Origin of the sequence: Brevundimonas aveniformis DSM 17977 (assembly GCF_000428765.1) — a bacterium.
Classification (GTDB): domain Bacteria; phylum Pseudomonadota; class Alphaproteobacteria; order Caulobacterales; family Caulobacteraceae; genus Brevundimonas; species Brevundimonas aveniformis.
Genome location: NZ_AUAO01000006.1, coordinates 1 through 14048 on the forward strand (window position 1 = coordinate 1; position 14048 = coordinate 14048).

Annotated in this window: 15 protein-coding genes; 4 read left to right on the forward strand and 11 right to left on the reverse strand. The window is 64.9% G+C overall.

The genetic code is table 11. From position 1 onward, the window contains the following. From G391_RS15650 to dapA, 6 genes are all read right to left on the reverse strand, one after another. Positions 1-95 (reverse strand): GTP-binding protein (locus G391_RS15650; RefSeq protein WP_132095103.1); only part of this gene is annotated, 95 nt, incomplete at its 3' end. A 57-nt stretch (positions 96-152) separates the two neighbouring features. Then, positions 153-2234 carry an elongation factor G gene (gene fusA, locus G391_RS0111245; protein WP_029087604.1) on the reverse strand — a complete coding sequence of 694 codons (2082 nt, stop codon included), beginning with the start codon at positions 2232-2234 and terminating at the stop codon, positions 153-155. Between the two features lie 146 nt (positions 2235-2380). Beyond that, a complete protein-coding gene (gene rpsG / locus G391_RS0111250) occupies positions 2381-2854 on the reverse strand; it encodes a 30S ribosomal protein S7 (protein WP_029087605.1) in 474 nt (157 codons plus the stop codon). 35 nt (positions 2855-2889) lie between these two features. After that, the gene (gene rpsL / locus G391_RS0111255; RefSeq protein WP_029087606.1) at positions 2890-3264 is read right to left on the reverse strand and encodes a 30S ribosomal protein S12; all 375 of its coding nucleotides are present in this window, start codon (positions 3262-3264) and stop codon (positions 2890-2892) included. A 265-nt stretch (positions 3265-3529) separates the two neighbouring features. After that, entirely contained in the window at positions 3530-3997 is a 468-nt protein-coding gene (gene smpB, locus G391_RS0111260) for an SsrA-binding protein SmpB (protein ID WP_029087607.1), read from the reverse strand. Then, positions 3994-4881, reverse strand: coding sequence for a 4-hydroxy-tetrahydrodipicolinate synthase (dapA, locus tag G391_RS0111265; RefSeq protein ID WP_029087608.1), 888 nt, complete (start codon positions 4879-4881; stop codon positions 3994-3996). Before dapA ends, smpB begins: the two co-directional genes overlap by 4 nt. Positions 4882-4972: 91 nt before the next feature. Between dapA and G391_RS14695 the strand changes: the two genes are divergently transcribed. After that, the gene (locus G391_RS14695) at positions 4973-6952 is read left to right on the forward strand and encodes a lytic transglycosylase domain-containing protein (RefSeq protein ID WP_051257337.1); all 1980 of its coding nucleotides are present in this window, start codon (positions 4973-4975) and stop codon (positions 6950-6952) included. Here the strand turns inward: G391_RS14695 and G391_RS0111275 are convergent. The 4 genes from G391_RS0111275 to G391_RS0111290 are packed head-to-tail and all read right to left on the reverse strand — an operon-like array spanning position 6949 to position 10095. Beyond that, positions 6949-7701, reverse strand: a complete 753-nt coding sequence (locus G391_RS0111275; protein WP_029087609.1) for an ABC transporter ATP-binding protein — start codon at positions 7699-7701, stop codon at positions 6949-6951. The genes G391_RS14695 and G391_RS0111275 overlap by 4 nt on opposite strands. Beyond that, entirely contained in the window at positions 7698-8684 is a 987-nt protein-coding gene (locus tag G391_RS0111280) for a FecCD family ABC transporter permease (protein ID WP_029087610.1), read from the reverse strand. The genes G391_RS0111275 and G391_RS0111280 overlap by 4 nt, the downstream gene beginning before the upstream one ends. Beyond that, positions 8681-9478, reverse strand: a complete 798-nt coding sequence (locus tag G391_RS0111285) for an ABC transporter substrate-binding protein (RefSeq protein ID WP_029087611.1) — start codon at positions 9476-9478, stop codon at positions 8681-8683. Before G391_RS0111285 ends, G391_RS0111280 begins: the two co-directional genes overlap by 4 nt. Continuing rightward, on the reverse strand, positions 9475-10095 hold the full coding sequence (locus tag G391_RS0111290) for a TetR/AcrR family transcriptional regulator (protein ID WP_035304464.1): 621 nt from the start codon (positions 10093-10095) through the stop codon (positions 9475-9477). The genes G391_RS0111285 and G391_RS0111290 overlap by 4 nt, the downstream gene beginning before the upstream one ends. Before the next feature lie 155 nt (positions 10096-10250). On the opposite strand from G391_RS0111290, the gene G391_RS14700 reads away from it, so the two are divergent. The 3 genes from G391_RS14700 to radC are packed head-to-tail and all read left to right on the forward strand — an operon-like array spanning position 10251 to position 13389. After that, a complete protein-coding gene (locus G391_RS14700) occupies positions 10251-11750 on the forward strand; it encodes a glycosyltransferase family 2 protein (RefSeq protein WP_245572096.1) in 1500 nt (499 codons plus the stop codon). Continuing rightward, the gene (gene map / locus G391_RS0111300; RefSeq protein ID WP_029087613.1) at positions 11696-12538 is read left to right on the forward strand and encodes a type I methionyl aminopeptidase; all 843 of its coding nucleotides are present in this window, start codon (positions 11696-11698) and stop codon (positions 12536-12538) included. Before G391_RS14700 ends, map begins: the two co-directional genes overlap by 55 nt. Positions 12539-12588: 50 nt before the next feature. Next, positions 12589-13389: a RadC family protein gene (gene radC / locus G391_RS14705; protein ID WP_051257339.1), complete on the forward strand. Its 801-nt coding sequence runs from the start codon at positions 12589-12591 to the stop codon at positions 13387-13389. Here the strand turns inward: radC and G391_RS0111310 are convergent. Then, positions 13386-14048, reverse strand: coding sequence for a glutathione S-transferase family protein (locus G391_RS0111310; protein WP_035304450.1), 663 nt, complete (start codon positions 14046-14048; stop codon positions 13386-13388). The two genes, radC and G391_RS0111310, sit on opposite strands and share 4 nt — an antisense overlap.

A 14048-nucleotide genomic window follows, 5' to 3' on the forward strand; every position in this document is an offset into this window, starting at 1 on the left:
ATCGCCGCCGTCAGCGTCGTCTTGCCATGGTCAACGTGACCAATCGTGCCGATGTTGCAATGCGGCTTCGTACGTTCGAACTTTTCCTTGGCCATTTCTCTATAGCTCCTTGGGCCCCGAGACCGGGGGTTTCCTGTGGTTTCGGGGTTAAATTAAGCGCTGTACTTCTTGATCACTTCGTCGGCGACGTGTTGCGGCACCGGATCGTAGTGGTCGTACTGCATGGTGAACTGGGCCCGGCCCTGCGACATCCCGCGAAGGGTGTTCACATAGCCGAACATATTGGCGAGCGGGACGAAGGCGTTCACGACAACAGCGTTGCCGCGCATGTCCTGCCCCTGGATCATGCCCCGGCGACCGTTCAGGTCACCGATGACCGAACCCAGATACTCTTCCGGGGTCACGACCTCGACGGCCATGATCGGCTCGAGCAGCTTGGGTGCGCCCTGGGTGCGCAGTTCCTTGAAGGCCGCGCGCGACGCGATTTCGAAGGCCAGCACCGACGAGTCGACGTCGTGATACGCGCCGTCATACAGGGTCGCCTTGAAGTCGATCAGCGGGAAGCCGGCCAGCAGACCGTTTTCCTTGGCCGACTCGAGGCCCTTCTGAACGCCCGGGATGTATTCCTTGGGCACGTTGCCGCCTACGATGGCCGACTCGAACACAAAGCCTGAACCCGGCTCGCCCGGTTCAAACTTGATCTTCACCCGGGCGAACTGGCCGGTACCACCGGTCTGCTTCTTGTGGGTGTAGTCAATGTCCGCCGGCTTGCCGAGGCTTTCACGATAGGCCACCTGCGGCGCACCGATGTTGGCCTCGACCTTGTAGGTGCGCTTCAGAATGTCGATCTTGATGTCCAGGTGCAGCTCGCCCATCCCCTTGAGGATGGTCTGGCCCGACTCGTGGTCGGTCGAGACGGTGAAGGACGGATCCTCACCGGCCAGCTTGGCGAGCGCCACGCCCAGCTTCTCCTGGTCGGCCTTGGACTTCGGCTCCACGGCGATCTCGATGACCGGCGCGGGGAATTCCATCTTCTCCAGGATGACCGGCGACTTGAGCGGATCACACAGGGTGTCCCCCGTGCGGGTTTCCTTCAGGCCGGCCAGGGCGACGATGTCACCGGCATAGGCTTCCTTGATGTCTTCGCGGTTGTTCGAGTGCATCAACAGCATCCGACCGACGCGCTCTTTCTTGTCGCGCGACGAGTTCAACAGCGACTGGCCGGTTTCCATCTTGCCCGAATAGATGCGGCAGAAGGTCAGCGAGCCGACGAAGGGATCGTCCATGATCTTGAACGCCAGAACCGACAGAGGTTCATCGTCCGACGCCTTGCGAACGACGGGCTCTTCAGTCTTGAAGTCGATACCCGGCGTCGGCGGAATGTCGATCGGCGACGGCAGATAGTCGACGACGGCGTCCAGCAGCGTCTGCACGCCTTTGTTCTTGAAGGCCGAGCCGCACAGGATCGGATAGAAGGCACCCGTCAGAACGGCCTTGCGCAGGCACTTCTTGATGACCTCTTCGGACGGCTCATTGCCTTCCAGATAGGCTTCCATCGCCTCGTCATCGAGTTCCACGGCACATTCGATCAGGTACTGACGGGCTTCTTCAGCCTTGGCCTGCAGATCCGCCGGAATTTCTTCGTCACGATACGAAGCGCCCAGGCCGTCGTTGTCCCAGACCACCGCCTTCATGCGGACCAGGTCGACCAGACCCGACAGCGAGCTTTCCGCGCCGATCGGGAACTGGATCGGCACAGCCTTCGCCCCCAGACGGTCGCGGATCGACTCGACCGACTTGTCGAAATCGGCACCGATCTTGTCCATCTTGTTGACGAAGACGATGCGCGGAACCTTGTACTTGTCGGCTTGGCGCCACACCGTTTCCGTCTGCGGCTCAACGCCGGCGTTGCCGTCGAGAACCGTGACCGCGCCGTCGAGCACGCGCAGCGAACGCTCAACTTCAATCGTGAAGTCGACGTGGCCGGGGGTGTCGATGATGTTCAGGCGCTTGCCGTTCCAGATGGCGGTCGTGGCAGCGGACGTGATGGTGATGCCGCGTTCCTGCTCCTGCTCCATCCAGTCCATGGTGGCGGCACCGTCGTGGACTTCGCCGATCTTATGGGACTTGCCGGTGTAGTAGAGGATGCGTTCGGTCGTCGTGGTCTTGCCCGCATCAATGTGGGCCATGATGCCGAAGTTGCGGTAGTCTTCGATCTTATGCGTGCGGGACATACGTAGCGCCTTGATGAGATGTCTGGGCGCGGTCGGTGCGCCCCGGTCGGTGGATTCAGCTTTTCGGATAAACGGCGCGGGCGATTTAGCTCAAACCGCCCGCGACCGATACCCTTAGATAGTGCGCGTCTATGACGCTTTAAAGGCTACCAGCGGTAATGCGAGAAGGCCCGGTTTGCTTCGGCCATCTTGTGGGTGTCTTCGCGCTTCTTGACGGCCGAGCCGCGGTTGTTGGCCGCGTCCAGCAGTTCACCCGCCAGCTTCTCGGTCATGGTGTTCTCACCGCGGTTGCGCGCGGCGTTGATGACCCAGCGGATGGCCAGGGCGCGACGGCGGTCCGGACGGACCTCGACCGGCACCTGATAGGTGGCCCCACCCACCCGGCGCGAACGGACTTCGACGGCCGGCGAAACGTTTTCCAGCGCGGCGTGGAAGGTTTCCAGAGCGGTCGATTCGCGACGCTTGGCTTCCAGGATGTCGAAGGCACCGTAGACGATGTTCTCGGCCACGGCCTTTTTGCCCTCGTACATGACGTAGTTCATGAACTTGGTGACGACCAGATCGCCAAACTTGGGATCCGGCAGGATTTCGCGCTTCTCTGCGCGGCGACGACGGGACATGGGATGTTCCTCTTAAATCTTTGGACGCGCAGGGCTTATTTCGGACGCTTGGCGCCGTAGAGCGAACGGCGCTGCTTGCGGTCCTTGACGCCTTGCGTGTCGAGCACGCCGCGCAGGATGTGGTAGCGGACGCCCGGAAGGTCCTTCACGCGGCCACCGCGGATCAGGACCACCGAGTGCTCCTGCAGGTTATGGCCTTCACCGGGGATGTAGCACACGGCTTCGACGCCGGACTTGGCCAGGCGGACCTTGGCGACCTTACGAAGGGCCGAGTTCGGCTTCTTCGGGGTCGTGGTGTAGACGCGCGTGCAGACGCCGCGCTTCTGGGGGCAGCCCTGCAGGGCGGGAACCTTGTTGCGAACCGGCTTGGGCTGGCGCGGCTTGCGGATCAGCTGGTTGATCGTAGGCATTCGGTATTCAGTCTCTTTCGATGTGGAGGCGTGTGCCTTTCGGCCGGGGCGCCTCAGTGAGCCTTCTTTTGAACGGCCCTGATGGACCGCCCGGGTAATTTCGAGACTGATCAAGCCGCTCAAACGCAAAAGCCGGAACGGGCGCTCTGGCCGTTCCGGCGGGTACAACCCGTCGCGTTCAATTGTCACGATCACGAAGGACGGTGAACCGCCCGACTCGAAGGTGGGCGGCTTCTACGCGCGGGGGGCGGAAAGGTCAAGCGCCCTACCCCTTCTCCCGCATCAGCCGGGCCTTATCCCTCTGCCAATCGCGCGCCGCTTCCGTCTCGCGTTTGTCGTGGACCTTCTTGCCCTTGGCCAGGGCGATCTCGAGCTTGGCCAGGCCCTTGTCGTTGAAATAGAGCTTCACCGGCACGATGGTGCGGCCCTCGCGCTGGACCGAGGCGATCATGCGGTCGATCTGGCGGCGGCTGAGCAGCAGTTTGCGCGGCCGGCGCGGCTCGTGGTTGAAGCGGTTGGCCTGGCCATAGGGTGGGATGTCGGCGTTGATCAGCACGATCTCGCGCCCCTCCACCGCCGCATAGCTCTCGGCGATGTTGGCCCGGCCGTTCCTGAGGGACTTCACCTCGGTGCCGGTCAGCACAAGGCCCGCCTCCACCGCGTCATCGAGGAAATAGTCGTACCGCGCCCGCCGGTTCTCGGCGATCAGCTTTCTGGACGGGGCCTGGCTCATTCACCCACGCCGGCGACGGCAAGGGCCGCATCGATGGAAGGCTTCGCGGCGTCGTTGCACCGAACCAGCGGCAGACGGATCTCTTCCGAGCACAGACCCAGCTTCGCCAGCACATATTTCGCCGGTGACGGCGAGGAATCCATGAACAGCGCCTTGTGCAGACCGATGAGCCGGTCCTGAACAGCGCGCGCGCCGTCCCAGTTGCCCGCGATTGTCGCCTCATAGAGATCGGCCATGGCCCGCGGCGCGACGTTGGACGTGACCGAGATCACGCCGTGGCCACCATGCGCCAGGTAGCCCAGCCAGCTCGGGTCATCGCCCGAGATCAACGAAAAGCCCTCGGCGCAGTCCAGCCGCTGGCGACTGATCCGACCCAGATCACCGGTCGCGTCCTTGATCCCGACAACATTCGGCAACTTCGACAGGCGCGCGGTCGTCGCATCGGCCAGATCCACGCCCGTGCGCCCCGGCACATTGTACAGCACCACCGGCAACTGCACCGCGTCGTTGATAGCCGCGAAATGGGCGTACAACCCTTCCTGGCTAGGCCGGTTGTAATAGGGCGTCACCACCAGGGCACCATCCGCCCCGACCGTCTTGGCGTGGCGCACCAGATCAATCGCCTTGTCGGTGGCCGAGGCCCCTGCCCCGGCAATCACGCGGGCCCGCCCGGCCACGGTGTTCACGCACAGTTCGACGATCCGCTTGTGCTCATCGACGGACACGGTCGCGCTCTCGCCGGTGGTCCCGACCGGCACGACCCCGTGTACACCGCCAGAAATTTGACGTTCGATCAGTTGACAAAACGCCGTTTCGTCCACTTTTCCGTCACGAAAGGGTGTGATCAACGCGGTGATCACTCCCTTGAACAGGGGGCCGGTCATGGGCAAAGGGTCTCGCTCGCTAAATGGCCCGCAAAACTAGGCGCGCGCCAGGAGCGTCGCAACCGTTTGAATCGAACAAGGGATCAAAGGCATGACGGAATGGATTCAGGCAGCGGTCGCCGCGGTCGTCGCCCTGTTCCAACCGGCGGCGGACCCCGCCGTCACCACGGCCGGCGCCGCGTCGGCTCAGTATGCCCAATCCCAGTCCTTCGCCCTGGGCCTCGCCGCCGCCCGGAATGGCGACATCGGCTCGGCCCAGGCCTATGCCGCCAGCGCCAGTCCGATCGAGCGTCAGATCATCCGCTGGGCGCTGATCGATGTCGTCGAAGACCGGGTCGGCTGGGGCGAACTATCCGCGGCCCGGACTGATCTGGCCGGATGGCCCCGGGCTGAAACCCGCCAACGCGCGACCGAACGCGCCCTGGCCAATGCCTATGCCTCGCCCAGCGAGGTGCTCAGCATCTTTTCGGGGGCTGAGCCCACCACTGCCGACGGTGCCATGGCCCTGGCCCAGGCCCTGACGGCGACCGGGCGCTCTGACGAAGCCGATGCCCTCATCCGGCGCTGGTGGCGGGACTATTCTTTCGATTCCTCGACCCAAGACCGCTTCTATTCGACCTATGGCTCGATCCTGACGCCGACCGACCATGAGGCGCGGCTCAACACCCTGCTCTATGGTCCGCACGGCCCTGCGACCCGGGCCATGCTGAGCCGAGTTTCGCCCGATTACCGCGCCTTGGCCGAAGCCCGCATGGCCATCCGCAGCGGCAGCGACTCTCCTTACGTCCCCGGACAGTTCGAGAACGATGCCGGCCTGGCGCTGGAGCGGGCCCGGCGTGCGCGCCTGAGCGGTCAGGAATGGAACGGCTTCCAGTACCTGTCCCGTTTCCCGGCGGCCCCGACCCACTCTGACGGCCAGGATCTGATGTGGACCGAGCGGCGCAACTATTTCATCGATGCGCTTCAGGCCCGGGACTACACGTCGGCCTACCACGCCATGGCCGGACACGGCTTCACCAGCGGCGACCGCGCCGTGGATGCTGAGTTCTTTGCCGGCTGGGTCGCCCTGACAAAGCTGAACAATCCCGCCCAGGCCGCTCGGCACTTCGAGCAGCTTCGCCAGATCTCCAGCACGCCGATCACCCAGAGCCGCGCCTTCTACTGGCTGGGCCGCGCTGCGGAGGCGCAAGGCGACCGCGCCGGCGCTGACGCCTATTACCGTCAAGGCGCGCAATACACCTGGGCCTTCTATGGCCAGCTTGCGGCTGAGCGCGCCAATATGCGGACCCTGCGCCTGCCGCCCGAGCCCCAGCCAACCGAGGCCGATCGCGCCCGCTTTGAATCCTATCCGGTGGTTCAGGCCATTCGCGCCCTGGCGTCTGCGGGCGAGAATACCTTGGTTCGCGTATTTGTCATGGATCTGGATGGCCAACTGACCAACGCCACCGACTATGCGTTGCTGGTCGACCTTTCACGGGCGTACGGCATGCAGGATCTGTCCATGCACGTCGCTCGCACGGCGGCCCAGCGGGGCTTCCCCTTGGCCGAGCGCGGCTATCCGGTCACCTATGTTCCGCCGGTGACCGGTGCCCCCGACCCCGCCTTCGTCCACGCCATCATTCGCCAGGAAAGCGCCTTTGATCCCCGGGTCCGCTCGCATGCCAATGCGCGCGGCATGATGCAGCTTCTACCGGCAACGGCGTCGGGCGTGGCCCGCCGCATGGGCGTGCCCTGGCGTGGGGCCGAGGCCCTGTACGAGCCAGACTACAATGTCGAACTGGGCACCTACCACCTGGGTGAACTGGCCTCAGACTTCGGCGGCTCCTACCTGCTGGCGACCATCGGCTACAATGCCGGCCCGGCGCGTCCGGCCCAGTGGATGGCCTACTGCGGCGATCCGCGCGGTGCCTCGACCGATCCTGTGGATTTCATCGAGTGCGCGCCCTTCACGGAAACTCGCAACTACATGATGCGAGTAATGGAAAACATGCAGGTTTATCGCGCTCGATTGAATGACGGCCAGGCCGAAATCAACCTGTCGCAGGAACTGTCGCGCGGTTACAGCTATTAAGCGCGCTCAGCGAGTAGAAGCCGTTGATCACCGGCTTCAATCCATTGTGCCTTTAGGCCGAACACGGTCTTGAGCACCCGCGGCGACAGAGCGTCTTCGGGCGGACCGTCACTGACGATGCGTCCCTGATCCAGAACGGCCACGCGGTCGGCGAATCGAGCCGCCAGCGTCAGATCGTGGAGGGTCACGAGGACCGAGCCTCCTGCGCGGCTGTGATCACGCAGGCGTTCCAGGCACATCAACTGGGCATCCGGGTCCAGCCCCGCCACCGGTTCATCAGCCATGAGCAGGCTGGCTTGCGTGGCAAACAGACGCGCGAGCAACACACGCGCGCGCTCCCCCCCCGACAGGGCGAAGACCGACGTAGCCGCCAGATCCTCAATGCCGAACAACGCCAGCGCTTCTCGACCCCTTTCCCGCGCCGCCGGCGGCGTGGAAAACGGCGCGCCCAGGGCGGCGACCTCGAGGGCGGGCATGCCCCACGCCAGTCGACGCTCCTGAGGCAGGTAGCCCAGACGCAGGGATCGCTGAACCACATCGACCTTGTGGATCACCTCTCCATCCAGTCGGGACTCGCCGCGCGTTATCCGGTGCAGCCCGGCCGCAGCCAGCATCAGGGTCGATTTACCGGCGCCGTTCGGGCCGACGAGGGCAACCATCTCGCGGGGGGGCACCTCCAGATTGACCCCCGACACGACCTCGCGCGCGCCTTGCCGAGCATGCAGATTGCGGATCGACAGCCGGCTCATGTGCGCCAGCTCCGGGCTGCGCGCCAGGCGATGAGGGCAAAAAGCGGTGCGCCGATCAGGGCGGTGAACACCCCCAGCTTCAGTTCCTGATCGGTCGGGACAAGACGGGCCAGGACGTCCGCCGCCACCAGAATCAGCGCCCCTGTCAGACTCGACGGGATCAGCAGGCGCGCCGGATCTTCCCGAGCCAGCCGCCGCACTAGATGTGGAGCCGCCAGACCGACGAAGCCGATCACACCCGCCAGGGCAACCGCCGCCCCCGTCGCCAGCGACGCGCCCAGAATCGCCGCCATCTTCAATCGGCCCATCCTCAGGCCAGACGCCTCCGCAGCGACCTCGCCCAGGGTCAGCATCTTGAGCCCCGGTGCCGCCCGCATCGCCAGGAACAGCGCCAGGAACAGCGCCGGTGCCGCCCACAAGCTATCGAGCCAACTCCGGGCCTCGACGGATCCCATCAACCAGGCCAAGACCTCGGCTGTCGCGATCGGCGACGGCGACAGATTGAACACCAGGGCCGTTGCCGCCCCAAAGAAGCTCGACATGGCCACGCCGAAGAGGATCAACGCCTCCGGCTCACGCACGCGCGCCGTAAAGAGCGCCAGCCCGCCCCCACACGCCAGAGCCCCAATCCAGGCCGCAGTTTCGACGGCACCCGGAACCAGAGCCAGACCGGACACGATCACCAGGGCCGCCATAAAGGCCGCTGTGGCCGAGACGCCCAGCACACCCGGATCGGCCAGGGGATTTCTCAATAACCCCTGCAGAATAGCCCCTGCCAGCCCCAGAGCACCGCCGGTCAGGGCTGCCGCGAGCGCGCGCGGGGCACGAACTTGCCAAAGGATCTCCCCCGGTGCCGAGGCCAGGTCCTGAAAGGCCTGCCGGTACTGCTCCCCCGACAGGGCAACCTCCCCGACAAACAGAGACAGGACGATCGCGACCAGCAGTCCGACCGCCATCGCCAGGCTCAGGCCTTGCGCCCTCATCGCTCGTGCGCCGCCCGCGCCAGGCTTCGGCTAGCGTCGGCTGCAAACCACGCCGGGCACCCCAGCATGGATCCGGGCAGCGACACCACGGTCCGGTAAGTGGTCCGTCGCCGCACGCTCGGGTGTCGACCCGCGCCGCGTCGGTCGGCCCGCACCGCATCAAAGAACCCCAGAACGTATCGGCGCGGTGGATGGAGGATCAGATGCTCCACCGATATGGGCGCAAAGCTCGGCCCGTCCCAGGCATTGGACAACCCGGCGGCCCGAAGGATGGCATCAATCAGCGTTCCCCGCCCGGAGGTCCAGCCCGCCGCCGTCAGATACAGCGCCGGCTCGCCGTTCCAGGCACCCTGGCTTTGCATCAGATTGCGCTCCATTCCGGCAATCAGATCGGCCCCGCGACCAGGCTGGCTCAGCGCCGTGCTAACCCGGCGAATATTGTCCCGCACACCCGCAAACTCTGTGGCATCGTCAATCTGGATGACCCGCACGCCTCGCCGTTCGAGTGCGGCCAGCAAACGCTGATCCCCACCCCAATAACGGACCACCACGTCCGGCTCAGCTACCGTGATGGCCTCTAGCGTGGGACGCAGGCGACGCGCCCGCTGTCCGTGAGAACGCAACCAGGAATCCGCGTCATCGGCCCGAGGAGAGACACCGACGATGTCGTCGGCGTCAGCCAGCGCCAGGACATACTGGTCAGCGCACTGATCCAGCGAGGCCACGCGTGGCCCCGCCAGGGCCGGGGGTGCCGCCATCAAGAGGATCAGCAAACCCCAGGTGCCGCACTTCATTCGCGTGTCAGGTCCGACAAGATCGCGTTGAACATGGCGTCGAACAGCGTGTCTCGATCATCCCAGTCAAAATAGGGCTTGGTCAGCATCAACGAGACCAGCCCATGCACGCCTGCCCAGATCAGTTGGGTTGCCGTGTGAGGATCGCGATTCAGCCGACCCTCCTTTGACATATCCTCAACGGTAGAACGCAGACGCTCGAACAGGCCACGACCAACCCGGCGCGCCGCCTCTTCGGCCCCGCCGGCTTCTCCGGGCCGGGTCAAATAGATCAGCCGATACGCGTTGGGATTGGCAAAGCCGAATTCGTAATAGGCGCGCATCTTGCGCCGGAGGGCCATCTCGGCGGTCTGGGTTTCGGCCTCGATCTCATCGGTCACCGCCGCCAGCTTGCCGAAGCCGGCCTCACAGATCTCGGCCAGAATTTCGGCCTTGTCCTTGAAGTGCATATAGAGCGCCGTCGATGAAACACCGACTTCATCCGCGATCTTGCGGATCGTCGCACCCTCGTACCCGCGCTCAACGAACAGCCGTTCAGCCGCCGCCAGAATTTCTGCACGACGAACGTGGCCCTCGCCCTTGGGCTTGCGGGCAGATCGACCACTGGCAGGGCGGATTTGGGTGACGGCCAAGGACATCTCCAGACAACTCGGGATCGACCTCAATAGCCTTCTCGCCCCGCGTCGGGCAACCGCACGAACAGCCTATCCCTTGCTCGCATTGAGGGAACATGGTTCGTTTGCACCAATCAGAGGCAGGCCGGAGCAATAGGGTGGACGGGGCAGACAGCCGCTTGCACAGCCATGTGTGGCTTCCGAGCGGCCTCAGCACCCGCCCCGGCACGGACATCCACGTCCCCTATCTTCTTCTAACCGGCCTGGTATCGGCCCTCGCCGCTGTCGTCGTCGTGCCGGCCACACTCTGGCAAGCCCTGACAGTCCTGCTCTGGGTCGGCTTCGCCGGGGTCGTCCTGTTCAAGGCGGCCTGCTGCGTGGTGCCTCCGCGCGCCACCATCGCACCTTCGAACCGGCCTCGGCGGTGGCCCCACTACACAGTGGTCGTCGCCCTCAAGGATGAGGCCGCGATTGTTCCGCAACTGGTTCGCCGATTGAGCCGCCTGAACTATCCAAATAGCGCCCTGACCGGTCTGCTCGTCGTCGAGTCGGACGACAGGGCGACGCTGGACGCCATTCTCGACACACCCAAGCCATCCTGGCTCAAACCCCTCACCGCCGCTCGCGGGTATCCACAGACGAAGCCGCGCGCGCTGAACGTCGCCCTGGAACAAGCCCGGCCCGGTCTTTTGACCGTCTATGATGCCGAGGACGAACCTCACCCGGACCAACTCCGCGAAGCCGCGCTACGGTTTGCCACCGGCGACCGACAGCTCGCGTGCCTTCAGGCCCCCCTGCGCATTCGCACGCTCGGGCGTCGGTCGACCTGGCTGGAACGCCAGTTCGCCATGGAATATGCGGCGCTGTTCGAGGTCATCCTGCCTGCACTCGCCCGGTTCCGATTACCCTTGCCTCTGGGGGGAACCAGCAATCACTTTCGCGTCGATGTGCTGCGCCGGATCGGCGGATGGGACGCCTGGAATGTTACCGAGGATGCCGATCTCGGCTTTCGCCTGGCCCGGTTCGGCTACCGAAGCGATGTTCTCGGCTTGCCGACGCGCGAGAGCCCGCCGCCCAATCTCAAGGCGTGGCTGCCTCAACGCACGCGGTGGCTAAAGGGCTTCATGCAAACGATCGGGGTGAATCTACGCTGCCCGATCGGGCTGAGAACATCGGGCTTGATTGTCCTGGCCTTGACCTTGGCGGCAGCTGTCGCCTCCGCCGCCCTCCAGGGGGTGGTCCTCACCTGGATCGTCGCCAATTTCCTGATCCATGCCCTGAACGGCTCCCTACCGAGTATTGCTCCCCAGGACAGTGTCCTGCTTTTGCTTGGCTGGGCCGTCGCCCTCGCGGCCCTTGCCCTGGGTTGTCGGCGATCTGGAATCGCAGTCGATGCGTGGATGATCGTGACCGCTCCCCTCTACTGGAGCCTCACCACCATCGCCCAGGTCCACGCCGTTTGGCGATTGGTGGTCCAGCCGTATCACTGGGACAAGACCCCGCACGCGCCCGATATCGAACTGGCCCTTCGCAAGCGCCGGACCTTGAGAAATCGTGCTAGGCTGTCCACATACGCCGCCTCGCATCAATCAGTGCTCGATACATGGAAATCCAGGATCTCGACCTCAACGACGACGCCTACATCCGGACCGGAGTGATCAAGCGTCACCGCCCCGACGATTTCGAGGGCATGCGCGCGGCTGGCCGGCTGGCGGCCGAATGTCTGGATATGCTGACCGATCACGTCACGCCCGGTGTCGAGACGGCCTATCTTGATGATCTGGCGCGTGAGTTCATTCTCGATCACCAGGCCATCCCCGCCTGCCTCGGCTACAAGGGCTACGAAAAGACCACCTGCATCTCGGCCAACCATGTCGTCTGCCACGGCATCCCGGGCGAGCGACCGAACCTGCGCCTGAACGATGGCGACATCGCCAACATCGACGTCACGGTCATCGTCGACGGTTGGCACGGCGATACCAGCCGCATGTATCCGGTCGGCGAAATCAATGTCCGCGCCAAGCGGCTGATCGACACCACCTATGAGTCGCTGGACAAGGGCCTGGCCATGGTCAAGCCCGGCAACACCTTCGGCGACATCGGCTGGGCCATCCAGCAATATGTCGAGGCTCAGCGCATGTCGGTGGTGCGTGATTTCTGTGGTCACGGCATCGGCCGCGTTTTCCACGATGCGCCCAACGTCCTGCACTATGGCAAGCGCGGCCAGGGCGCGACGCTGGAACCCGGCATGTTCTTCACCGTCGAGCCGATGGTGAACCTGGGCAAGCCCCAGGTGAAGGTCCTGTCCGATGGCTGGACCGCCGTGACCCGCGACAAGTCCCTCTCGGCCCAGTGCGAGCATACAGTCGGCGTGACGGAGGACGGGATCGAGATCTTCACCGGCAGCCCGAAGGGGCTATTCCGACCGGTGTTTGGCGAAAGCTAGACGTTCCCCATTCGTTCTGTCATGGTGTCGTTCTCTGAACGGAGGACGCCATGCCTGCCGCCTCTACGGTCATCGCCTTTCCCGAGCTCTTCGCCGCGGCGGCAGAGCCGGCTAAGCCGAAGCCGCGCCCCCACCACGCCGGCCACCGCGAACGCCTGCGCGAGCGCGCCCGCAAGGCCGGGATGCCTGCCCTGCCCGACTATGAGCTTCTGGAGTTCTTCCTCTTTCGTAGCCAGCCGCAGGGCGACGTCAAACCCCTGGCCAAGGCCCTGCTGACGCGGTTCGGATCGCTCGGCGCCGTGCTCGACGCTTCACTCGAAGACCTGATTTCCGTCCGTGCCGAAGACACCAAGGGGCGCACCAAGGTCATCGGCAAGGAGACGGCACTGGATCTGATGGCCCTGCACGACCTGGCCCGGCGCGTGACCGGCGAGGTGGCCGCCCCGCGCAAGATCATCGGCTCGTTCACCGCCCTGGTCGACTATGTGCGCGTCACCCTCCAGCACCAGCCGCGCGAACAGTTCCGCGTGCTGTTCCTCGACCGCAAGAACCAGCTTCTAGCCGATGAGGTCATGGGCCGCGGCACCGTCGACCATGCCCCAGCCTATCCGCGCGAGGTCATCCGCCGCGCCATGGAGCTGCACGCCTCCGCCGTCATCCTCGTTCACAACCACCCGTCCGGCGACCCGACCCCCAGCCAGGCGGACATCGACATGACCCGCCAGATCATCGACGCCGGCAAGCTGCTGAAGATAGACGTCCACGACCACCTCATCGTCGGCCGTCAGGGCATCAAGGGTGCCGCCACCGACCAGCGCGTGGTCAGCATGAAGGCGATCGGGGCGATCTAGCCCCGCTCCGCCAACCCCGCCCTCTCCCACTCCAGGAAATCCGGCTGGCTCAGCAGGGCCGCGCAATAGGCCGACGCCGTGCCGTCGTCACCGTGCGCCGCCAGGTCCAGCTGATAGTGCCGCACCCGCGCCGCCACCGGCGTGTAAAAGGCGTCGGCCATCGACCAGGCCCCGAACAGATAGGGTCCGCCCTCGCCCCAGCGGTCACGGCACTCGCGGAAGACCGTCACCAGCCGGCGAATGTCGGCGGCCAAGGCCTCGCTGACCACCTTGGCCGGGCCCGGCGGGCCGACCATCGGATGGTCCGTCCCCATGCCGCATTCGCTGCGCAACGCGCCGAAGGCCGAATGCATTTCGCACGTCACGGACCGGGCGACCCAGCGCGCGTGGGGATCGGCCGGCCATAGCCCCGCGTTCGGGTAACGCTCCGCCGCCCAGACGCTGATCGCCAGGGAATCCCAGATCGACACCCCATCCACGACCAGCACCGGCACCTTGCCCGCTCCCGAATAGCGCGCGATCTCCGCGGCGGTATCTGGCTGATCCAGGTGGATCACCACCTCATCGAAATCCGCCCCGCAGTGCTTGAGCACCAGCCACGGTCGCAGCGACCAGGTCGAAAACGCCTTGTCGCCAATGATCAACTTGGGTTTGTCCAT

Bases quoted from the DNA above. Each gene is read 5' to 3' on its own strand.
- map (WP_029087613.1), top strand. From the start codon at position 11,696: ATGGAAATCCAGGATCTCGACCTCAACGACGACGCCTACATCCGGACC.
- smpB (WP_029087607.1), bottom strand. From the start codon at position 3,997: ATGAGCCAGGCCCCGTCCAGAAAGCTGATCGCCGAGAACCGGCGGGCG.
- rpsL (WP_029087606.1), bottom strand. From the start codon at position 3,264: ATGCCTACGATCAACCAGCTGATCCGCAAGCCGCGCCAGCCCAAGCCG.
- G391_RS14695 (WP_051257337.1), top strand. From the start codon at position 4,973: ATGACGGAATGGATTCAGGCAGCGGTCGCCGCGGTCGTCGCCCTGTTC.
- G391_RS0111285 (WP_029087611.1), bottom strand. From the start codon at position 9,478: ATGAAGTGCGGCACCTGGGGTTTGCTGATCCTCTTGATGGCGGCACCC.
- G391_RS0111280 (WP_029087610.1), bottom strand. From the start codon at position 8,684: ATGAGGGCGCAAGGCCTGAGCCTGGCGATGGCGGTCGGACTGCTGGTC.
- G391_RS0111310 (WP_035304450.1), bottom strand. From the start codon at position 14,048: ATGGACAAACCCAAGTTGATCATTGGCGACAAGGCGTTTTCGACCTGG.
- fusA (WP_029087604.1), bottom strand. From the start codon at position 2,234: ATGTCCCGCACGCATAAGATCGAAGACTACCGCAACTTCGGCATCATG.
- rpsG (WP_029087605.1), bottom strand. From the start codon at position 2,854: ATGTCCCGTCGTCGCCGCGCAGAGAAGCGCGAAATCCTGCCGGATCCC.
- dapA (WP_029087608.1), bottom strand. From the start codon at position 4,881: ATGACCGGCCCCCTGTTCAAGGGAGTGATCACCGCGTTGATCACACCC.
- radC (WP_051257339.1), top strand. From the start codon at position 12,589: ATGCCTGCCGCCTCTACGGTCATCGCCTTTCCCGAGCTCTTCGCCGCG.
- G391_RS0111275 (WP_029087609.1), bottom strand. From the start codon at position 7,701: ATGAGCCGGCTGTCGATCCGCAATCTGCATGCTCGGCAAGGCGCGCGC.